Below are 19,799 nucleotides of genomic sequence, written 5' to 3'. Positions count from 1 at the left end.
TTTAAACCCTACCAATATCCAGTATAAAACATCACCCTAATTATCATCACTAAAAAAAAAATTTATAAAATAATTTGAACATATATTTATATAACGAGGTAGGAAAATGATTTCAAAAATAAAACAGATAAGCCTTGGAAACTGGATGTTAATCGGAATGATTTTAGGTTTCCTGGTCGGTATAATATTAAATTTTTATGTGACAAATCCTTTCATTAAAGACATAATCCTTATAGATAATGTTTTCTACTTGGGAGGAACCGGATTTATTAAACTAATGAAAATGCTGGTTGTGCCACTTGTTTTCTTCTCTATAGTAGTCGGTGTGGCTTCTATTTCAGATATCAGAAAGATCGGTTCAATCGGTGGACGGACAATAGGAATATATCTTATAACAACTGCATTGGCCGTTACCATTGCGCTTATAATAGCAAGCGTCATTAAACCTGGTGTCGGCTTAAACATGGTTGGCCTTGCTCAAGCCAATGTCACATCAAACGTGACAGTTACAGACACCATCCTAAACATGATTCCGGACAATCCGTTCAACTCACTTGCTAACGGGGACATGCTGCCGGTAATCATATTCGGATTGCTTGTAGGTATAATTCTGGCAACCCTGAGGGATGAAACAAATGTTGTCAATGATTTCTTCACACAGGGAAACACTGTCATGATGGAAATGACCCGTATCGTCATGAAATTCGCACCGATAGGAATTTTCTGTTTAATGGCAAAAACATTTGCATCTCTTGGTTTTGACGGTCTGTTTCCTCTAGCCAAATATATCGGTTGTGTGCTTTTGGGACTGGCCATACAGGCATTCATCGTATATCCGTCATTGCTGGTATTCTTTACAAGACTGAATCCTATCAAATTCTTTAAGAAATTCGTCTCAGTAATGTTTTTTGCATTTTCATCTTCAACATCAAATGCAACAATCCCATTGAACCTGGAAACACTTTCGGAACTTGGTGTATCACGTGAGATTTCATCATTCACCATTCCGTTAGGTGCTACCATCAACATGGACGGAACGGCCATCATGCAGGGTTGTGCTGTAATGTTTGCGGCTCAGGCATACGGAATAGATTTGGGAACAACAGCACTTCTCACTGTAATATTTACCGCAGTGATGGCTTCAGTCGGAACCGCAGGTGTTCCATCAGTTGGACTAATCACATTGAATATGGTGTTCGGTTCTGTAGGTCTTCCGGTGGATGCTATCGGAATCATCATGGGAATAGACCACCTTTTAGACATGTTTAGAACTGCAGTAAATGTAACCGGTGATGCAATCTGTACTATCATCGTTTCATTTAAAAACAAATCCATAGACCTTGACATATTCAATGGAAGAAAGGCCCCTGGAGAAACCTGGGACGATATAACCAGATTCTAAAAACCTTTTTACATCACCATTCTTTTTTTTTATTTTTTTAAATAACGCACTTGCAAAATTTTGAAAAAACACAGAACCGCACCATCAAATAAAATAAATACTTTGAAAAACTAACTATAATCATGTTTTCTAAAGCTACATTAAAGGAGCGAAGACAGTATTACCGTGAAGAATGGGACCCTAAAGATTTGCCTAACTTCATCTCTACCGATATCAAGAAAAGGGAGTTCGGTTTTGACCATAACGGCAGAGGACCTAATGACAGATATAAAACCTTTAGAGGAACCGAGTCTCTGCAAAAATTCTTAAGGTATAAGGCACCATTTGCGGCATACATATCAGTAGCTTTCTACAATAACCCCAGAAGAAGAGAGGACTGGCAGAAAGCGGAATATATTTTTGATGTTGATGCAAAGGATATTCCAATCAGGTCCTGCCAATGCGATGGGGTATGCGAAACCTGCCTTGGTGAAGCTTTAGAAATAGTAAATACATTAATTGATACATTAGATGGGGATTTGGGCCTTAAAAATATCCATTTAATATACTCCGGAAGAGGATACCACATCAGGATTCTGGATGAAGAGATGATGCTTGCAAACAGCGAACTAAGGTCTGAAGTCCTTAAGTATGTGGCCGGTGCGGAAGTTCCTAAATCCCAATTCATGAACTCTGAAGTATCCACCCAAAGCTTTAACTTTGAGCACTTCACAATTCCCGTCGGATATTCAAAGATTTTCACCGATAAAGTTAAATTCAACATCCAACACCTTGTCGGCAATGAAAAGCTTGATGGAATCAACCCTAAACTGATGAAGGACATCATTGCTTCAAGACACCATTTGGAAAATGACAATTGGGGCCATTTTAAAAATGATATCGGTCCTAGACGTTATAAAAACCTTGTTGAAGCAATGGCAAGAGTCAATCTTGCTACAATTGACGCGAAGGTTACAATTGACTTGAAGAGAATTCTGAGACTGCCCTCTTCACTTCACTCAAAAGTCAGCATGAAATGCATGGAAGTTAAAAACAGAGAAACCTTTGATCCGTTTGATGAGGCGGTGCCGAAATTCGTTTATGAAAGAAAAGGTGTATGACTATGGATAACATATTAAGAGAAATATTGAGAAAAAGCCCTTATTTTGAAGAGGTCAATGAAAACCGTTTTGTGCCCGAATATCTGGGACTGATTGTCAACGGAGTTGTCGTCTATCATGTAAATTGGATTGACATTGTTGATAAGGAAATAATTTTCATGCACAAGGACATTCAAACCCATCCAATCGTTTCACTCGTATTGGAAAACCTGAACTCCTTAATGATTATAACAAGCGACGGAATAAAAGAAGTTTTGTAGCTAGTCTGTTTCGAAACATTTAGCCAGTATTTTTTCAGAAATCACATCCGGAGCATCATCCGCTGATACCACATTCCAATTGTAAGTGAATTTTTTAGATCTTTCACGGTTTTCCCTTAAGGAATCTATGTTTTCAAACATTTCTGTTTCTTCATGCCTTGAGCCTATCCTTCTTAAGGACTCCTCAGGAGTAATGTCTAAAAAGAACATGCAGTCTGATGTCGGAAGAACGAAAGTTACAACCTTATAGACGACTGTATTGACGACATCCGGAAGATACATTACTGCAAGGATATATCTTGAAAAAATCAGAACATCCACATCCTTATTAAAACAGTACTTATGAACTGACCTGATTGCATCAAGTCCGAAATAGATTGTAGCCTTAATGTGGTTTATTTTCCCTGTCTTTAGAAGCGCCTGCTTTGATTTTCTGCCAAACCTGTTATCATTGCACGGATGGGAACGTATTGTCACTGCCCTTCCTCTCTTTTGATATGCCTCGGCAATCAAATTTACTTGCGTATCCTTGCCCGAACCATCTAATCCATCAATAACAATGAACTTTCTCATTAAAACACCCTATTCGATTGGATAGAACTCCGTATACTTTGAATCTCTCTCAATTGGGTTTCTGCCTAAATCCCTAACCATTCTGCTTAATGTTTCTATGGATGCTTCAACACCGTCTGGAGCGCCTGATGCTTCGGACAGCTCATCGCCGCCCAATGTTCCTCCAAGGTCATTTGCTCCGGCAGTCAATACCACCTGTGCAAATCTGAAACCCATCTTTACCCAGGACACTTGGATATTCTGAATCAAATCCCTAAGCATCAATCTTGAAACTGCATATAATTTTAAATCCTGTGTTCCGGTAGCGCCAAGGTCAGACTGGCCTTCCAGAAATATCGGAGAGTATTCATGCATGAATGTCATTGGAATAAACTCGGTGAATCCACTGGTTTCCTCCTGAATCTGTCTGATAATGTTTATATGCTCCACCCTTTCTTCCATTGTTTCCACATGTCCGTACATGATTGTTGCAGAACCCCGGATTCCAACTTCCTGAGCTGTCTTTACGGCTTCAATCCATTCGGCCACACTCACCTTCTCCGGACAGATTATTTCTCTTGACCTGTCGGTCAATATCTCTGCGGCGGTTCCGGGCAGCGTATCAAGGCCTGCATTTTTAAGCCTTTCAAAGCCTTCTGCAAGATCGATGCCTGATAAGACGCATGCATCCTTAATCATTGTCGGTGAAAATCCATGTATTGATACATTCGGATAATTATCTTTAAGCAATCCAAGCAGATGTTCATAATAATCTATATCGGCATCAGGAAGCACACCGCCCATCAATGTAAATTCACGGGCTCCGTTTGCCACAGCACCTTCCGCTTTGGCTAAAATCTGCTCGTCATTTAATATATATGCTTCAGGGTCATCGGCATCCTTTCCAAATGCGCAGAATCCGCATCTTACAGTACAGATGTTTGTAAAATTGATATTGCAGTTATTAATGAATGTCACGTTGTCGCCAACGATTTCGTGTCTTAAAAAATCAGCGGTTGCAAGTAAAGGGTATAAATCCTGCCCCCTAATATTCATCAAATAATTGGCATCTTCAACAGAAATCTCCTCGTCAAGGGATTTTGTTAAAATTTTTTCTGTTTTGGAAGAAACAGGTAGTTTATCAAACATATTGGTATATTTGTTTTAAATAAATAAAAAGGTTACTATTTATTGAATAATAATAATTTAAATAGTTTTTTATACTATTTTTAATATATTAAACTATTAGATGTGATATTATGGATAGTACCGAAGCAATCTATAATGGTTTAAAAGATGCGGGGATTGATTTTATAGTCAGCGTCCCCTGCGTCAATTTGACAAAACTATTAAATATAATTGATGAAGACCCTGAAATTACCCATATTCCCGTTACACGTGAAGAGGAAGGAATCGGAATATGCGCCGGCGCATATCTCGGAGGCAAGAGGCCTGCCATCCTGATGCAGAATTCAGGGTTAGGAAACTCAATAAATGCTTTAAAATCATTGATGGAACTATATGAAATTCCCTTATTGATGATAATGAGTCATAGAGGAACTGAAGGCGAACCCATCTGCGGACAGGTTCCTATGGGCGAGTCAACACCAAGAATCCTTGAAGCAATGGACTTTAAGTTCTTCACACCGGCAAACCCCGAAGCGGCTTATGACGACATCAGACTGTCCTGGGAATTATCTGAAGAGGAAGGAAAGCCGGTCAGCATATTGCTGGAGATTAAGTATTGGTGATACCATGGCAAGATATCAGGCAATTTATGAAATAATGGAATACATTGACGAGGAATTAGTTATTTGCAATATTGGATTTCCCTCAAGGGAACTGTACGAAATCAACGACAGGTCCAAAAACTTCTATATGATCGGATCAATGGGCCTTGCATCTTCAATCGGTCTTGGATTGGCATTGGCAAAACCTTATGAGGATGTAGTCGTCATTGACGGGGACGGATCCCTTCTGATGAATATGGGATCACTCGTTACAGTCTTTGCAAACAATCCTTCAAACCTGACCTGGATTGTAATCGACAACGGCGCCTACGGTTCAACAGGAAACCAGGATACCTATGCACAGGTTGTTGATTTGGTGGATGTTGCAAGGGGTGTCGGCTTTGAAAACAGCTATTATTCCAATGACGTCAACCTGAAGGAGTTCATCAAAAGCGATGATGCCAGCTTCATCGTTTACAGAACAGAAGCAGGCAATTCGGACGCACCGATAATTGACCTTGACCCAATAACCATCAAGGAAAGGTTCATGAAATCCATTTAATCACATTTTAATTTTTTAGTTAACCGCAAACTGTTAAATGTATCTGAATCATTAAAAATTAGATATATTTAACATTAATCCATGAATAAAAAAGACTTATTTTGTTTGGTGGGATTTGTCAAGGTCTCACAGCATAGGATTAAAACTCTAGAATCGATTTGCATTGAGCTTAAAATGCCTTCTGAAATCGGGCGTGAAACCGACCTTAGAACCTCACAGGTTTCAAGAGCCCTCGGTGATTTGAAAAGTAAAAATCTGGTTGTCTGTGTCAATGAGGAAGTCCGGAAGGGAAGGCTGTATAAATGCACGCCAACGGGTTTGGAAGTCATGAAATATCTATGATTAAATTGAATTTGCACACGATAATTTGATATGCAATATGAAAAACATGAAAAATAATAAACCATACAATTAATATAAATTAATACCTGATTATAAACGAATTATTAAAACACTACAATCTATACTGACTAAGAATTTCCAGGGCTGTTCTTTTAACATGCCTGTTTGAATCATTTTGAGAAATGCTTTGCAAAAACGCTTTATCCTCAATTCTTCTTAAGGCGGAAATCCTGACATGGCAATCGGAATGGCTTTCAGCAATTTTTTCCAGACGCTTTTGGCTTTTGATTTTTTCAACTGCTAAAATCTTGACTTTGCGGTTGGGGTCATTGTTTGCGATATCCATTAAAAAATACTCATCATCGATTCTCTCGACTGCCTTTAGACGAAGCCTATAATCAGGGTCATTTTTTGCAATTTCCTTCAACGCATCCAAATCAGAAGCATTATCAACTGCCTGCGATTTTTTTTGAAAGTCATCATTTTCCTTGAACAATATATTTTTCAGCTTCATTGTCTAACCTAAAAGTAAAAAAATTGAGGAATGATCATTCCTCATCCAGCTCGGCAATTTTTGCATCGAATTCATTGAATTTGCGGGCAAGTCCTGAGAAGTACGGAATATAAACTTTCGAAAATGTGATCCTTTCAGGATTTTCACCCATCTCAGCAATCCTGTCCTTGACCCTTTGGATTTTACGCTCCACTTCATCATACATCAAGTCTCCAGGGAACTCTCCAATGAATACTCCGTCCGCACCGTTTTCAAGTGCAAACTTGATGTGTCTTGGCCTTACACGATTTACGGAAATGACCTTAATGATATGTATTGATTCAGGATAGGACAATCTGTTGACTCCAATGTTATCAGCCGCAGTATATCCTATATGGTCCAAGAATACAAGAATCATGCGTTGGCCGTCCTGCTTTTTGGACAATACGCCATTGATGGTTGACATTATCTTCTCATCAATGTTTCCGTTTACAGTAATCGCCCTTTGTTTACATCCGATTAGACATTTTCCGCAGCCGGTACAGCTCATAGGATCAATATATATTTGGTCATTCTGCACGCTCATGGATTTGTACTTGCACCTATCGATGCATTCGCCGCAGACTATGCATCTGTCAGTGTCAATTTCGGCAATGAACGGTTCGATTTCAACCCCGCCGTAATTGTATTCGCTCACCTTTGCGGCCGCCGCGGTTGCCTGCATGATTGAGTCTGTGATGTCTTTCGGCTCGTGTGCGGTTCCGCAAACGTATATTCCCTGCACGTCTGTCGCCACAGGTTTGATTTTTGGATGTGATTCCTTAATGAATCCGTCTTCGGTTGTTCCGATGTTTAGAATCTCAGCGATTTCTTCAGTGCCTTCTGACGGTTCCATTGCAGTTGACAAAACAACCATATCCGCTTCGATTTCAACGAATTCCCCTTTCAAGGTATCTTCTGTTCTAACGATATAGTTGTCTCCTTTTTTAACTACTTCACCAGGTCTTCCGCGCAGGAATCTGACCTCGTTTTCCTGGGTGTGCTTGTAGTATTTCTCAAACATTCCCGGTGTCCTTACATCGGTATAGCAAATCAGAACATCTGTATCAGGGTATTTGTGCTTAATGATATTGGCGTTCTTCAAAGCCACAGTGCAGCAGATTTTTGAACAGTACTTGTGTCCGTCCGGTTTTTCATCACGTGAGCCGACACACTGTATCATCACAACGCGTTTCGGAACTTCTCCGTTGGATTTCAGCAATTTTCCTTTGGTTGGGCCGTTTACTCCGGTAATGCGCCCTAACTCTGATTGTGTTATCACATCATCATAGCGTGTGTATCCGTATTCAGGGCGTTTTTCCATGTCGAACAGCTTATGGCCTGTTGCAACGATGATGGATCCGACTTGCAAAGGAATTCTTTCAGGCTTTCCCCTGAGTTTAATTGCCCTCATGCTGCATGCTTTAACACAATTGCTGCATTTTGAACAGTTTTCCATATCTATTACATATGCTTCAGGATAGGATTGTCCGAAAGGCCTGTATATGGCTTTTCTCATTGACAGATTGTCATTCCAGTCATTTGGAACTTCAACTTCACAGGCTTCAGCACATTTGCCGCATGCAATACACCTTTCAGTGTCAACGTATCTTGGGGACTTTTCCAAAATCAGGTTATATGTTCCTGCCCTCCTTTCGGCTTCAATTACCTTGGTGTTTGTCAGAACGCATATGTTTTCATTCCAGACAAGCTCGTTCAGGATTGGATTTAAGAGGCACATTCCACATTCCTCGGCAATCTTGACAGGTGAGAAAACCTTACCTATCTTTGCCATGTGCCCTCCGATTGATGGGGACTGTTCTATCAATGTAACTTTAGTTCCCTGTTTGGCAAGAGACAGTGCGGCATTCATACCGGCGATTCCGCCTCCGATGACGGCCACTTCATCAGGGGTTTGACAATAGATCGGATCCACCGCATCGGACTGCTTTACCTTTTCGATTGAAGCGTTGATTAAGGTGATTGCCTTGTGGGTTGCCTTCTCCTTATCCGAATGTACCCATGAGCACTGCTCCCTTATGTTTGCCATGTCCATAAGATATGGATTCAGAGGTTTTACATAATCCTGGAAGGTTTTTTCATGAGAAATCGGTGAGCATGCGGCCACTACTACGCGGTCCAGATCATAATCAAAAATTGCATCACGGATAAGCTTCCTTCCATTAAGTGAACATAAGTTTTCAAACTGTCCTATGAACTCAACGTCAAGCTCTTCTTTTACTTTATCCAAATCAACAATATCTGCAATATTTCCTCCGCACTCACATAAAAACACGCCAACTTTCAAATCATCCCTCATTTTTCAACCTCCTTTAAATCCTTAATCACTGAATCTACAGGTACGGTATGTGCCTTGACACCTATTACCTTATCAAAATCTCCTCCCATTGCAAGGGCAATGAACTGTGCAATGTTCAGATGAATCGCCCTGAAGTTTCTGCCTTCCCTTTGGGCTATCAAATGTTGATATCTGTCAAATTGAATATGGCAGTTAGGACATAAATGGACCAGTATATCAACATCCTCGTCATCAATCGCATTCATCTTATCCGCTGTGGCTGTAAATGACAAATCAGGATTGGAATAACGTTGCCTGAAACCTGTTCCGCAGGTTGTTCGCTTGTGGTCATACCATCCGATTGTACTACATCCGCATTCCTCAATTATCTCATCCATGATGTTTGGATCCCTCACTCCACCGATTGTGTCTTCATAATGCACCTTGCAGTAATGGCAGCCATGGTGGGTGGCTATCTTATATCCGCTTAAATCGTATTTGACATGGTTTTTGATTTCGTCCTTTTTAGCGTACAATATATCAACAACATGGAAAATGTTTTCTGTTGGTTTCAGATCATCCTTTTCATATTTCAGATGACTCAAACCGTTTTCATCGAATAACTGATTAATATGATTTCTCAAATCGTCTTTTTTATTGAGCAATTTGACTGATTTCTTATTTATTGCATAACATGTTGCACACATCATGACAAGATTCGGCCTATTTAGCTCTTTAGCTATCTTAAAGTTCCTTGCTCCAATTGCGGTCGTGTCGATTTGGTTAAACACGTCCGAATAATGGCCGAGTCCTGTGCAGCAGGTCTGCTTTTCGGATATTGCATAGTCAACGCCGAGCTTGTCAAAGACGAACTTGGTTGATGCCTCAACACCCGGATATTCTACGCTTACAAGACAGCTTCTGAACAAAAGGAGGTCATCGGTTGGTACATGTTTCATTTTACCGCCTCCTCGGTTGCTCTTATCTTTTCTATTTTTTGCTTGAAGCCTGTTATTGTCAATATTTTACTTACTTCATCAATGACTTCTTCTGATGGCATTAACGGCGGGTTTAAGTCCAGTTCCTTTCTTATCTCTTCTAGATTCTGTCTGAATTCCCACCATCCAGGAACATCCCGGTCTATATCCTGGAAAAACCTTTCGGGAATTGCTCCGATTGCAGCCGTGAAGTATGAATCGGCAAATCCCAGGTATTCATACAGCTTATCATATCCGACATTATTTTCTATCGCTATCTGTTTGAGAATCTGGTTTACTTCGCAAACGCTGTTTCCCACAGGGCATACGCTGTGGCAGGTATAACAGTAGAAGCAGTTCCAGATATTGTCATCTTCAATTATGGATATGTCTCCTTCCAAGACCCTTTCGATGATTTCGCGGGGATTGTAATCTGAATGCCTTGCCGCAGGGCATGTTGATGTGCACATTCCGCATTGAACGCACTTGAGCACTCCGTCTTCCTTTGAGTTTTTAACGTCATTGATGATTTTTTCCGCAAAATCTATTGGGGAGTCGGTTATTTTTTGTTGATTTGTCATAATATGAACTCTCTTGTTTCTATCATTTTCTTTAGTTTCAGAGATAACTTATTTGCCCTTAACCTATCGGATTGTCTCAATATGATAGGTACATTAACATCATTGTCGTTTATGTTCAAATCCACGCTTCCTGTGTTCATGTTGAATGCATCATGCCTGCAGTAATTGGCGCACATTCCGCATCCGAAACAGTATGTCAGATTAAGCCTTTCGGCCTTAAATGCATTTGTAGGACAAATTTCTTCGATTAAACAGCTTTCACAATTTTTACATTTGCTCCTGTCGTATTGCGGCCTTAGGTCATGGCCTGCCCACATCTTGTCATAGTCTGTATTGTCAAGGGGCAGGTGGCGCCCTCTGATATCTGCAACGGGCAAATCTATCATGTCATCAGTTATGAGCAGGTTATTGTAGATTTCCTCATTCAGTACAGGTATCGGAATCGCTACGGTATCATATACCTCTCCTCCCTGTGATGTCTTGAATCCTCCGAGATAATACGGATCCATTTTGCATAAGTCTGCTGACAGCATCAGATTAGGCTTTTCGGCACTTGCCCTGGTTCCGTCTCCCAATACATAACCTACCGCATCATTCAGCAGTACCCTGCTTCCCTCTTTTATTACATTGTGGGGTATGTCATTTTGAAGTGGGTTCAAATCGCCGCATCCTGAAAATGTCAAACCCCTAAGGTTTCCTTCAAGCGGTGTTGCGGCAAATATTGACTTTACCTCTTCACTTCCGGGATTAGTAAATGCAGTATAGTTTTTGAATGCCATACGTGCACCTATTATCTGACCACGTGTGATATCGTCTTTGGTAATGGTATTTTCAATGGTTTTTCCTTCAGCACTTTCTACTCTTACATCTATTGACTTGCCTTCAAGTATTTCCTTAAAAAGGAACCCTCCTCCATATGACTCATCATATATTGAATGTGCTGTTCCGTGAAGTATCACATCTACTGAGCCAAGCCATTCATTCGGACAAGGCCCCGCGTAAGCCGGAACACCGTTTAGATATACTTCATTTGCCCTTATGAATACGCCGGGTTCTGAGATGATGAAATTTAGAATTGCTGCTGTACCGCTCATTACTCCGCATGTTCCGCATGTTACAACATCTACTTCATCAAAACTTGGAGTGTCTCCTTTTTTGATGAGCTTTTTGAACTCTGCTGCGGTGTAGATATTGGCATCGCCTTTATCGATTTTCTGATTGATTTGTTTGATTGTTCTGTTAGTCAATTAAATTACATCCTTAAATTTTGCCTAATGTATCTCCTCTTAAGCCCAGTCTTAGGGTTTCAAGGGAGGTTATGTCATCTGTTGAGACATTTCCTAAATTGACAGTGTTTCCGAGTTTCAATATGAAAAATACCTGCTGGTCCTTGTTGGGGGCTTCCCACAGTATCTTGCTTCCATCGAAATTATCTAGGATATAGTCGATTTCATCCTCCTTGGCCTTTCCTGCGCCGTCGAATATTCCGATGTTTTTTCCGCCTTCCCTTGCTTCAACTATGACTAAAGATGAACCTGCATCCAGTTCTTCCTGCATATACTGTATTCTCTCATCCAGAGTCAGTTCCTTATCCAAGTTGGGGTCCTTTTTTCCCACTTCAGACAGCACTTCAAAGCCTTCGCTTTTTGCAAGCTTTATGCAGTTAATCTTCTCTTCATGGGAAATGCTTGTTGAACCGTCAGAGATTTCTATTGCCGGAAATCCCAGGTTTCGGGCTTCAGCGAAAAATTCGTCCAGCTTGTCCTGCATGTGGGCCAGTTCAAATAGTGTTCCTCCGGTATATGGGGTGATGTCGAATGATTTGTACATTTCAACTTTCGCTTTGACTATTTCCCTGTCGTGGACAATTGAGGTTCCCCATCCGAATTTCAGGTAGTCCACATAGTCTCCTGATATTTCCATTAGGCTTTGGGCTGTCTGGAGGCCTAATCCTTTGTCTAAAACCATTGTGATTCCGCAATTTCTCGGTTTGGCCTGCCTTTTTTGGGATAAAAATTCAAAAGATTTCAAAATATCACACGTGTTAATTTGATTTTTTATAATATATATTTACTAATAGTATATAAAAGTAATTAACATTTTGGTTTTGACAAAAAAAGAAAAAAAAGTTATTCCGCATAGAGTTCATTTTCAGATCTTCTGACTAAATCTGACAATGAGTTGCGAACGTTTTCCGGAATAGGATTATCTTCCCTTTCCGCAATGATTTCAGAAATAATTTTACATAAAACAAAGATAGCATGCTTATGCTCAGCTTTTGTTTTGTGAATATGATGAGGGCTTATTTTCAGGGTGATATATTCACTACAGTCATTTTTGATTTGGTCGTCTTCAGCTAAGTATTTTAAAACATATACTAAAAATTGGTGCATTTGAATCATTTCATCTTTGTACATAGATATCTTACCCTTATCTAACTAGTTTCAGTTAGTTAAAAATTAACTCCTTAATTCTATAAGATTATATTGTAAAGTAATAATATTTAAATCTTGCATTCAAAATAGTATTAATAAATTTAAAAAATCAAGTAACCTTTAATTTTTATAAACGTCAAATTTATCGGTTTCCACAATTTTCGGCAACTTGCCGCTGGTTCCGACACTGTCCTCGGAAATTATGAGAACCCCCATGAAGAATTCCCTGTAACAGTCTGCAGCATCCAGGGCATTGCTTACCCTATCCTCACCGGTTTTTCCCACAACCTCATTGGCAATCCTTGTTGCAAGCCCGTCGGCCAGAGATGGAGAATCAGATATGACCGTCACGCTGTCCGAAGAGCCGAAACTTATCGAATGGCCAATCTTGCCTGAAGAAGTGCAAATACCCAACGGGTCCCTTCTCTTTTTAATTTCAAAAGCGATTTTGTTGCCCAACACATCATTGTTTGAATAGATTCCGCATAAAACCCTGCGGTCATTGACCAGCGCAACATCCCCTCCGTTTTCAACAATGGAATACTTCGAGTTCAAGCCTATGAGGTAGTCCAGTGACATTTCGGATATTGTGCCCGCAACGCATGCCATCGGCCCGACATCACATGACTGAGAGGACATATACATCTTTTCAACGATTTCGGACAAATCATCTTCTTTTGGTTTGACAGGTTCCAGACTAAGCAAAAAATCCTGATTGTGAGATATATAAGTCTTTAAATCAGCGCGTATAGACTGAATGTATCCGCTCAAATCATGGCTTTCTAAATCGGTCGTTAATCTGATATGGGTTTCGCCAACGTCAATCTGCATAATTAATAATTAAACTTTTATTTATTAAAACTATATCTATAACCATGAAATCTTTAACCAAAATGCTCTGTTTAGTAGATGGTGAACATTACCTACCAGTAACACAAGAGGCAATAGACACATTGAACAACTTGGACCACATTGATATCGCAGGTGCTGTTTTTATCGGAGGGACAGAAAAGTTAAGGGACGATTCGGAGGAATCATACTCTGAAAAGCTAGGAATTCCCGTCCAATTTGCAAAGGGAAAAGATATCCCCTATGACATCATTGTAGAAATGATTCGAAAATATGATGTCGAAACCGTTTTTGATTTGAGTGACGAACCGATACTCGATTATCCGAAAAGGTTTAAAATAGCATGCAAAGTCCTTAACGAAGGAATTTCCTATGAGGGGCCCGACTTCAAATTCGATCCGACAACACAATATGAAGTCATGGAAAAGCCTTCAATTACAATTCTCGGAACCGGAAAAAGAATCGGGAAAACCGCAGTATCCGGTTTTGTCTCAAGATTGATTGACAAAAACGGCTATGAACCATGCGTAATTGCAATGGGAAGAGGCGGACCTGAAGAACCTGAAATCGTGCATGGCGAAGAGTTGGAAATCAATGCCGAATTTCTGCTGGAACAGTCTGAAAAGGGAGTTCACGCTGCAAGCGATCATTGGGAAGATGCATTAATGAGCAGGATTTTGACCATCGGCTGCAGACGCTGCGGCGGAGGAATGGCGGGTGAAGTGTTCCTGACAAACATGAAAAAGGGAGCAAGGCTAGCCAATGAAGTCGACTCCAAATTTGCGATATTCGAAGGAAGCGGAGCTGCAATACCTCCAATAAAAACCAATAAGAAAATCACACTGATTGGAGCAAACCAGCCGATAGAAAACCTGACCACTTACTTTGGGCCATACAGAGTGGGACTTGCAGACCTGGTAATCTTAACAATGTGTGAAGAGCCTATGTGCAGCGATTCGAAAATTAAAGAAATAGAGGAGTTTGTAGGCGAAGTCAACCCTGAAGCCGTTGTCATATCAACAGTATTCAGGCCTAAACCATTAGATAACATCGAAGGCAAAAAGGTTCTGTTTGCAACAACCGCCCCTGAAGATGTAAAAGACAAGCTAGTGGACTATCTTGAGGAAAACTTCAACTGTGAAGTTATAGGCACAACCGCCCACTTGTCCAATAGGCCGCTTCTGCGTGAAGACATGCAAAAATACATCGACGAGGCAGATGTCATGCTTACTGAACTTAAAGCGGCTGCAGTTGATGTTGCAACAAAAGATGCGATAGCGCATGGGCTAGAAGTGGTATACTGCGACAACATTCCAGTCCCAATCAACGATTCATACCCTGATTTGTCCAAATCAGTTATTGATCTGGTGGACTCAGCAATTGATGATTTCAGCAAATCATCATAATTTCTTTTTTTTAGTTCATCATCAGCATGAATGATATGAACCAAACTATAGCAGCAACGAGTATAATATATTTCGCGTGTTTTTGCGCATTTTCTGAGTCTTTTCTAGTATAGAGATATATTCCAATTATCAATCCGATTAACGGGATTAGAATTGCAAGAATATATCCTGCAATGATGGCAATCTTGTGGTCATTTTCGGCTCCTTGTGTTTGCACAGCATTGCTTGTTTGTATATTTGATATTTCTTTTCCGCAGTTTTTACAAAATTTTGTTCCTTCCGGTAATTCTTCTCCACATGATGGACAAAACATTATTCTTCCTCCACTTTAAATATTTTTTCAACCAAATCGTCTTCGGTTTTATAGAAATTGAGCTTTAATATTCTTTGCAAGGTATCGGGAGCTCCCAACAATTCCATCATCTGATTCCATGGAATGAACACTTTTTTAGCTCCCTGATCATAACATAACTGCAAGGTTTGGGGCAACTTTCCCTTACTTGACTCTGTAAGTATAACTGTAGAATCATCCAAACTTTGATTTCTATTAATGGATTCATCTGATACAAATTCGGCTACATTATAATTTGTACTTTCATCTTCACCCATCAAATTATTAATCACTTTTTCATTATTTTCGATACTTATTTTGAAGATGTCCCCATCTATGAAATATACTTCACCAACTTCGCAGCTGACATCCAAAAGTGAAGTAAAATCCTTGGCATTTTCATAAACGTCCTTTTCCTCTTCGGGAAATTCCGGAAAAACATAACCTGATCGATCCACAAAGTCGCTTTCACCAGCAATAATTTTCAAAAGGCGAACAATCTCCCTGTTTTGCCTTTCAATATTTTTGTTAATTCTAATCAATTCAGATAATTCAGACATAATTAATGATTTGATTAATATGCTTATTAAAATTTTTTAATGGAAAGAACCCTATCAAGAAAAAATAGTTTAGTTAAAAAAATAATAGGATTCTTTCAGACCATCACCAATTTGAAGGATTGTCTAGGGTTAACAATCCCTACTACTAATAAGATGGTCATAGCATATATATTTTTTGATATAAAGCCCGTACAATATTGCAATTATAATATAACTTTATAATATAAGTTCAATTATAATAAAAACATGTAATAAATTGAATTGGAAAGTTTCTCATCATTGGCAAATCTTTCAAAGCCGAGCGAATATCTCAAAAGCGTAGCCCTAGGAATCAGCACATTGTCGCTGTCCGGATTCAGCACAATGCCGTCCATATCCTCAGTCAGGACAAAATTGACAAGCATTGCAAGGTTAATCACCTGCGAATACCTGAACATATCCGTATTTACGAGCTTCAGCTTATCCTCACTTGAAAAGATGGTTGCATATACCCCTCCAACATTATCCGTGTACATCTGGGCGACCGGACCGCAGTCCATCAGGGAGACAATGCCGTCTTCAGCCTTTGAAGACAGATCCACAGCTGAAACCATCAGCGTCAGAAGGGTTGATTTTGACAGCTCCTCAAAGAGGGCCTCATAATCGCCGATGTTGTTGGGATTTTCGATGAACGCTTCAAGACCCGGATTTTTGGAGCCTTTCATTTCCCTGATTTCCTCTTTGGAATAGGTTTGTGCAGAGTAGAAGTTGGTTTTCGGAATATTCTTGATGTCCAATACGAAATCCTTGTCGAAAACATACTTTTCGGTTGCGGGGTTCAGGATATAGCCGTCAAGGTCTGTAGTCATGAGGATGTTCTGATAGAGTTCAAAGGAGTTTTCCATCAGCTCGAGGTCGTCAGTGTCCTTGAAGAACTTGTTAAACTCCTCCTTATCCGTGAAAAGCGGCGTGAGCCTTAAGCCGCCGTCTTCATAGATGATGAAGTTAAGTGTCAGATTATCCCTTTTTGCGGGAATATACAGGTTTGAGTATCTGAATTCATTGATTAACCTATAAGTCAAATCCCGTCTCAGTTGATTATCGTTTCTGTAGATATCTTCTAGAACTACTCTTAAATGTTTATGATTGGTCATTGAAAGTATTTTGTTCAACTAGATATTTAAAATCTTGCGGCATGAATTTTTCATTTCTGACAAAATCCCTGATTCTTGAATCAATAAAATAAGTTATGCAGCAGTCATCTTCAAAACGCATGCCCCTGCCGTAGGTCTGGATTAGGGATAAAGAGGTCTTATAGTCATACCAGTCCTCATCGGCATTTGCCCTGAGCCTGATTTGCTTGTCGTTTAAATCGGGATAGGGGAGCTTGTATATTATCTGAAAGCGGCACAAATCTCCCGGCAGGTCGACGCCTTCATTCATTGACGGTGAAATCAGAACCAGTGGTTTTTCAGAATCCTTGAATGCCTCAAGCTGTTCAATTCTGTTCTTTGTGTTGTGGTCCATCAGACGGCAATCTTTGAGATTGTCAATCAGATAGTCCTTGCAGCTTGTGCTTACTGTATGAATCATTCCCTTATCGTCCTTGTGATATTCCAGAATCGATTTTATTATCCCGATTGTCTTTGGGGCATTTTCATTGATTTGCTTATGTGACAGTTCATAGTCCCCGCAGCTTTTTACTGGATTTCTTTTCATGTCAAACGGGCTTTTACGCCTTATCGCATATATCTCATCTTTGGAAATGCCCAGGCATTTGGAAAAGAATTCATAATCAAGTATTGTGGCGCTCATGAAAATGCAGACTTCACCGTATCGAAGCAACGTATTTTTAGCGTAATTGTCAATTTTCAATGGCTTGAATTCGATTATATTATAATCGGGATTGTAGTCAAAAATCCAGCTGTATGGGTCCTGCAGGATGTTTTCAGCAAATCGACTGCAGTCGCCGATTTGCCTTTTGAAAAATGAAATCTTCTCAATCAGCTGTGGCTTATGGACATCCTTGATCTTGTCGAATTCCCTCAGGTATTCCTCCCTTATCTCGGCGATGAACTGAAGCCAGACGTCATAGTCCCCGTTGTCCAGTTCATAAAGGATATCATCGCCTATTTCCAGATTCAGGTAATCCTTCAAATCATCGATTGAAAATTCAAGAGTCAACTGCTTCATCAAAGTATTTTCAAGGTTATGGGCCTCATCGCAGATCAGCAATTCCCTTTTTGTGAAGTCATTGACGTAATTCAGTTCCAGAAACATGTAATGGTAATTGGAAATGACTGTCTTGGAGTTCAGGGCAATGTTCTTTTGTATGTAGTAATCGCAGGTATTTTCCGGATTTTCGCATGCAAATCCCTCCATGATGCATTTTCCCTCATCACATGTCAGGCTTGAGTCCTGATTGCATGTGAAGTTGTTTCTTCCCTTGACAAGCTTCAGGTTATTGAAATCATTCAGATATTGTTCCTGGAGCTGTTTTGTGACAGTCAGTATATATGATGATTCGTACATTGATGATAGCGTATATGCTATGGCGGATTTTCCCGTACCAGTTCCCGCTTCAAGGACTATGTATCTATAGCCCTGACTGATTGCATCGACAATTTCAGAAATCGTTTCCAGTTGATCATGCCTTGGACTTTTGAAGGGAAAGTGCTTCCTGACTTCAGGGTTTATCTTTGAATAATCGCTGTACTGCCACATCTAATGATATTTTAATTATTGTATAGTATTTAAAGGTTAATGGAGAGCATTTGAAAAGTATTTTTTTTAATTTTCGATAATTACACATTCACATAAATATTGATTTAATCGCGTAAAAATTGCTATAATGACAAAATTGAGTTTTTTACATAATAAAAAAGATTTATATACATTGAAATATAATATAAAATTGTTTAATGTAATGGTGATGAAAATTATGGCCGGCGAAGAAGTTATTGATAATGGATTGGTGGACAAGTTTGATGCTGAAGATACCATATTCAACAACTGCATGAATGACTTTAGTGAATTTCCGGCATACATTACAGGCCATGACGACATTATCGGCCCATTGCCTACAAAATTTATGAATCCTGCATTTAAAAATCTGAATGTGGATTCGGTTTTTCGAAGGGAAAATAATGTGCTGGTTAATATAGAACACCATTCCTCATTGAATTCCAACTTAATGAGGAGGGACTATAATTATCTTACTACATTAGTGGAAGCAACAAAATCATTTGTTGAACCAGTTATTTTCAATACGGGACCAATCCCCTCTAAAAATGTTGAATATGCAAACGATACCATGTTCTACAACCCTTCACTCTTCAATACTCAAGAAATACGTGGAATTGTAAATCTTAATAATCTCAGATACAAGATAATGAATAAAGAGGAATTAACCCAACAGGATGCCCTAGATTTAATATGGCTTGTGAAAACCAACATAGATATTGATTATGAAGAGTTACTTCATGAGTTAAGTGTTGAGATATGGGCAAAAGCCGTCGCCCCGCGATGGATATTAGACGCAATTAGAAAAAACCTAATCCTTTGGGCAAAAAAATACCTTACAGATAAAATTATAATTAAAGAATTCAAGGAGGCACTAAACATGTCAAAAATAGAAATAAAACCATTTGAAGAACAAATCAGAATAGCAGGAATAGCAGGAGAACTAGAAAGAGCAGAAGAAAAAGGCCGCGCAAACGGACTAAAAGAAGGACAAAAAGAAGGATACACAAACGGACTAAAAGAAGGACAAAAAGAAGGACAAGAAGAAATAATTTCCAATATGCTAAAAAAATACACTCCCGAAGAAGTATCCAAAATGACAGACATCCCACTAAAAAGAATATTAAACATTAATATTGACAGTTAATGTTACTCTCATT

The 19,799-nt window shown here is 39.5% G+C and carries 22 protein-coding genes; 7 read left to right on the top strand and 15 right to left on the bottom strand.

Features of this window, described 5'->3' with window-relative positions; genetic code table 11:
• Nucleotides 1–106: 106 nt before the first annotated feature.
• The 3 genes from IKS50_RS05905 to IKS50_RS05895 all read left to right on the top strand — a co-directional run bounded on the left by IKS50_RS05905 (nucleotide 107) and on the right by IKS50_RS05895 (nucleotide 2,762).
• Nucleotides 107–1,402: a dicarboxylate/amino acid:cation symporter gene (locus IKS50_RS05905; protein WP_292846858.1), complete on the top strand. Its 1,296-nt coding sequence runs from the start codon at nucleotides 107–109 to the stop codon at nucleotides 1,400–1,402.
• A 122-nt stretch (nucleotides 1,403–1,524) separates the two neighbouring features.
• On the top strand, nucleotides 1,525–2,502 hold the full coding sequence (gene priS / locus IKS50_RS05900; RefSeq protein WP_292846855.1) for a DNA primase catalytic subunit PriS: 978 nt from the start codon (nucleotides 1,525–1,527) through the stop codon (nucleotides 2,500–2,502).
• Between the two features lie 2 nt (nucleotides 2,503–2,504).
• Nucleotides 2,505–2,762: a hypothetical protein gene (locus IKS50_RS05895; RefSeq protein ID WP_292846853.1), complete on the top strand. Its 258-nt coding sequence runs from the start codon at nucleotides 2,505–2,507 to the stop codon at nucleotides 2,760–2,762.
• Here IKS50_RS05895 and IKS50_RS05890 read toward each other — a convergent pair whose 3' ends face one another.
• Both IKS50_RS05890 and cofH read right to left on the bottom strand, forming a co-directional pair.
• A complete protein-coding gene (locus IKS50_RS05890) occupies nucleotides 2,763–3,335 on the bottom strand; it encodes a thymidylate kinase (RefSeq protein ID WP_292846850.1) in 573 nt (190 codons plus the stop codon).
• A gap of 9 nt (nucleotides 3,336–3,344) precedes the next feature.
• Entirely contained in the window at nucleotides 3,345–4,463 is a 1,119-nt protein-coding gene (cofH, locus tag IKS50_RS05885; protein ID WP_292846847.1) for a 5-amino-6-(D-ribitylamino)uracil--L-tyrosine 4-hydroxyphenyl transferase CofH, read from the bottom strand.
• Nucleotides 4,464–4,573: 110 nt separating this feature from the next.
• On the opposite strand from cofH, the gene comD reads away from it, so the two are divergent.
• Together comD and comE are read left to right on the top strand one after the other, a co-directional pair.
• On the top strand, nucleotides 4,574–5,065 hold the full coding sequence (gene comD / locus IKS50_RS05880) for a sulfopyruvate decarboxylase subunit alpha (protein ID WP_292846844.1): 492 nt from the start codon (nucleotides 4,574–4,576) through the stop codon (nucleotides 5,063–5,065).
• Between the two features lie 4 nt (nucleotides 5,066–5,069).
• Nucleotides 5,070–5,606 carry a sulfopyruvate decarboxylase subunit beta gene (gene comE / locus IKS50_RS05875; RefSeq protein WP_292846841.1) on the top strand — a complete coding sequence of 179 codons (537 nt, stop codon included), beginning with the start codon at nucleotides 5,070–5,072 and terminating at the stop codon, nucleotides 5,604–5,606.
• 74 nt (nucleotides 5,607–5,680) lie between these two features.
• Here comE and IKS50_RS05870 read toward each other — a convergent pair whose 3' ends face one another.
• From IKS50_RS05870 to IKS50_RS05830, 9 genes are all read right to left on the bottom strand, one after another.
• Nucleotides 5,681–5,965, bottom strand: a complete 285-nt coding sequence (locus tag IKS50_RS05870) for a hypothetical protein (protein WP_292846838.1) — start codon at nucleotides 5,963–5,965, stop codon at nucleotides 5,681–5,683.
• 95 nt (nucleotides 5,966–6,060) lie between these two features.
• Nucleotides 6,061–6,462 carry a hypothetical protein gene (locus IKS50_RS05865; protein ID WP_292846835.1) on the bottom strand — a complete coding sequence of 134 codons (402 nt, stop codon included), beginning with the start codon at nucleotides 6,460–6,462 and terminating at the stop codon, nucleotides 6,061–6,063.
• A gap of 34 nt (nucleotides 6,463–6,496) precedes the next feature.
• Entirely contained in the window at nucleotides 6,497–8,800 is a 2,304-nt protein-coding gene (gene hdrA, locus IKS50_RS05860; protein ID WP_292846832.1) for a ferredoxin:CoB-CoM heterodisulfide reductase subunit HdrA, read from the bottom strand.
• A complete protein-coding gene (gene hdrB, locus IKS50_RS05855) occupies nucleotides 8,797–9,738 on the bottom strand; it encodes a ferredoxin:CoB-CoM heterodisulfide reductase subunit HdrB (RefSeq protein ID WP_292846830.1) in 942 nt (313 codons plus the stop codon). The genes hdrA and hdrB overlap by 4 nt, the downstream gene beginning before the upstream one ends.
• The gene (gene hdrC / locus IKS50_RS05850; RefSeq protein ID WP_292846827.1) at nucleotides 9,735–10,337 is read right to left on the bottom strand and encodes a ferredoxin:CoB-CoM heterodisulfide reductase subunit HdrC; all 603 of its coding nucleotides are present in this window, start codon (nucleotides 10,335–10,337) and stop codon (nucleotides 9,735–9,737) included. The genes hdrB and hdrC overlap by 4 nt, the downstream gene beginning before the upstream one ends.
• Entirely contained in the window at nucleotides 10,334–11,584 is a 1,251-nt protein-coding gene (locus IKS50_RS05845) for a methanogenesis marker 16 metalloprotein (protein WP_292846824.1), read from the bottom strand. The genes hdrC and IKS50_RS05845 overlap by 4 nt, the downstream gene beginning before the upstream one ends.
• A 13-nt stretch (nucleotides 11,585–11,597) precedes the next feature.
• Nucleotides 11,598–12,368 (bottom strand): phosphosulfolactate synthase, encoded by a 771-nt coding sequence (gene comA, locus IKS50_RS05840; protein ID WP_292846822.1) that lies wholly within the window; start codon nucleotides 12,366–12,368, stop codon nucleotides 11,598–11,600.
• A 98-nt stretch (nucleotides 12,369–12,466) separates the two neighbouring features.
• The gene (locus IKS50_RS05835; protein WP_292846820.1) at nucleotides 12,467–12,754 is read right to left on the bottom strand and encodes a UPF0058 family protein; all 288 of its coding nucleotides are present in this window, start codon (nucleotides 12,752–12,754) and stop codon (nucleotides 12,467–12,469) included.
• 138 nt (nucleotides 12,755–12,892) lie between these two features.
• The gene (locus IKS50_RS05830) at nucleotides 12,893–13,603 is read right to left on the bottom strand and encodes a UPF0280 family protein (protein WP_292846817.1); all 711 of its coding nucleotides are present in this window, start codon (nucleotides 13,601–13,603) and stop codon (nucleotides 12,893–12,895) included.
• Between the two features lie 44 nt (nucleotides 13,604–13,647).
• On the opposite strand from IKS50_RS05830, the gene IKS50_RS05825 reads away from it, so the two are divergent.
• Nucleotides 13,648–15,027, top strand: coding sequence for a 2,3-diphosphoglycerate synthetase (locus IKS50_RS05825; RefSeq protein WP_292846814.1), 1,380 nt, complete (start codon nucleotides 13,648–13,650; stop codon nucleotides 15,025–15,027).
• Between the two features lie 10 nt (nucleotides 15,028–15,037).
• Here the strand turns inward: IKS50_RS05825 and IKS50_RS05820 are convergent, their stop codons facing one another.
• From IKS50_RS05820 to IKS50_RS05805, 4 genes are all read right to left on the bottom strand, one after another.
• The gene (locus tag IKS50_RS05820; RefSeq protein ID WP_292846811.1) at nucleotides 15,038–15,340 is read right to left on the bottom strand and encodes a zinc ribbon domain-containing protein; all 303 of its coding nucleotides are present in this window, start codon (nucleotides 15,338–15,340) and stop codon (nucleotides 15,038–15,040) included.
• Nucleotides 15,340–15,918 (bottom strand): hypothetical protein, encoded by a 579-nt coding sequence (locus IKS50_RS05815; RefSeq protein WP_292846808.1) that lies wholly within the window; start codon nucleotides 15,916–15,918, stop codon nucleotides 15,340–15,342. The genes IKS50_RS05820 and IKS50_RS05815 overlap by 1 nt, the downstream gene beginning before the upstream one ends.
• A 233-nt stretch (nucleotides 15,919–16,151) precedes the next feature.
• A complete protein-coding gene (locus tag IKS50_RS05810; protein WP_292846805.1) occupies nucleotides 16,152–16,979 on the bottom strand; it encodes an SseB family protein in 828 nt (275 codons plus the stop codon).
• Nucleotides 16,980–17,037: 58 nt separating this feature from the next.
• Nucleotides 17,038–18,621 carry a helicase C-terminal domain-containing protein gene (locus IKS50_RS05805; RefSeq protein ID WP_292846802.1) on the bottom strand — a complete coding sequence of 528 codons (1,584 nt, stop codon included), beginning with the start codon at nucleotides 18,619–18,621 and terminating at the stop codon, nucleotides 17,038–17,040.
• A 217-nt stretch (nucleotides 18,622–18,838) separates the two neighbouring features.
• Here IKS50_RS05805 and IKS50_RS05800 point away from each other — a divergent pair, with 217 nt between their 5' ends.
• Nucleotides 18,839–19,786: a hypothetical protein gene (locus tag IKS50_RS05800; protein WP_292846799.1), complete on the top strand. Its 948-nt coding sequence runs from the start codon at nucleotides 18,839–18,841 to the stop codon at nucleotides 19,784–19,786.
• Nucleotides 19,787–19,799: the final 13 nt, after the last annotated feature.

Origin of the sequence: Methanobrevibacter sp., assembly GCF_017539065.1 — an archaeon.
In the GTDB taxonomy this organism is placed as follows: Archaea; Methanobacteriota; Methanobacteria; order Methanobacteriales; family Methanobacteriaceae; genus Methanocatella.
Note: the sequence above shows the minus strand (reverse complement) of the source record. Positions and strands in the feature narration are given on the sequence as shown.

Coding starts and splice junctions, on each gene's coding strand:
- comD (WP_292846844.1), top strand. CDS start 4,574: ATGGATAGTACCGAAGCAATCTATAATGGTTTAAAAGATGCGGGGATT.
- cofH (WP_292846847.1), bottom strand. CDS start 4,463: ATGTTTGATAAACTACCTGTTTCTTCCAAAACAGAAAAAATTTTAACA.
- IKS50_RS05825 (WP_292846814.1), top strand. CDS start 13,648: ATGAAATCTTTAACCAAAATGCTCTGTTTAGTAGATGGTGAACATTAC.
- hdrB (WP_292846830.1), bottom strand. CDS start 9,738: ATGAAACATGTACCAACCGATGACCTCCTTTTGTTCAGAAGCTGTCTT.
- IKS50_RS05820 (WP_292846811.1), bottom strand. CDS start 15,340: ATGTTTTGTCCATCATGTGGAGAAGAATTACCGGAAGGAACAAAATTT.
- IKS50_RS05805 (WP_292846802.1), bottom strand. CDS start 18,621: ATGTGGCAGTACAGCGATTATTCAAAGATAAACCCTGAAGTCAGGAAG.
- IKS50_RS05895 (WP_292846853.1), top strand. CDS start 2,505: ATGGATAACATATTAAGAGAAATATTGAGAAAAAGCCCTTATTTTGAA.
- hdrA (WP_292846832.1), bottom strand. CDS start 8,800: ATGAGGGATGATTTGAAAGTTGGCGTGTTTTTATGTGAGTGCGGAGGA.
- IKS50_RS05835 (WP_292846820.1), bottom strand. CDS start 12,754: ATGTACAAAGATGAAATGATTCAAATGCACCAATTTTTAGTATATGTT.
- IKS50_RS05905 (WP_292846858.1), top strand. CDS start 107: ATGATTTCAAAAATAAAACAGATAAGCCTTGGAAACTGGATGTTAATC.
- IKS50_RS05830 (WP_292846817.1), bottom strand. CDS start 13,603: ATGCAGATTGACGTTGGCGAAACCCATATCAGATTAACGACCGATTTA.
- IKS50_RS05815 (WP_292846808.1), bottom strand. CDS start 15,918: ATGTCTGAATTATCTGAATTGATTAGAATTAACAAAAATATTGAAAGG.
- priS (WP_292846855.1), top strand. CDS start 1,525: ATGTTTTCTAAAGCTACATTAAAGGAGCGAAGACAGTATTACCGTGAA.
- IKS50_RS05890 (WP_292846850.1), bottom strand. CDS start 3,335: ATGAGAAAGTTCATTGTTATTGATGGATTAGATGGTTCGGGCAAGGAT.
- IKS50_RS05800 (WP_292846799.1), top strand. CDS start 18,839: ATGGCCGGCGAAGAAGTTATTGATAATGGATTGGTGGACAAGTTTGAT.
- comE (WP_292846841.1), top strand. CDS start 5,070: ATGGCAAGATATCAGGCAATTTATGAAATAATGGAATACATTGACGAG.
- hdrC (WP_292846827.1), bottom strand. CDS start 10,337: ATGACAAATCAACAAAAAATAACCGACTCCCCAATAGATTTTGCGGAA.
- IKS50_RS05865 (WP_292846835.1), bottom strand. CDS start 6,462: ATGAAGCTGAAAAATATATTGTTCAAGGAAAATGATGACTTTCAAAAA.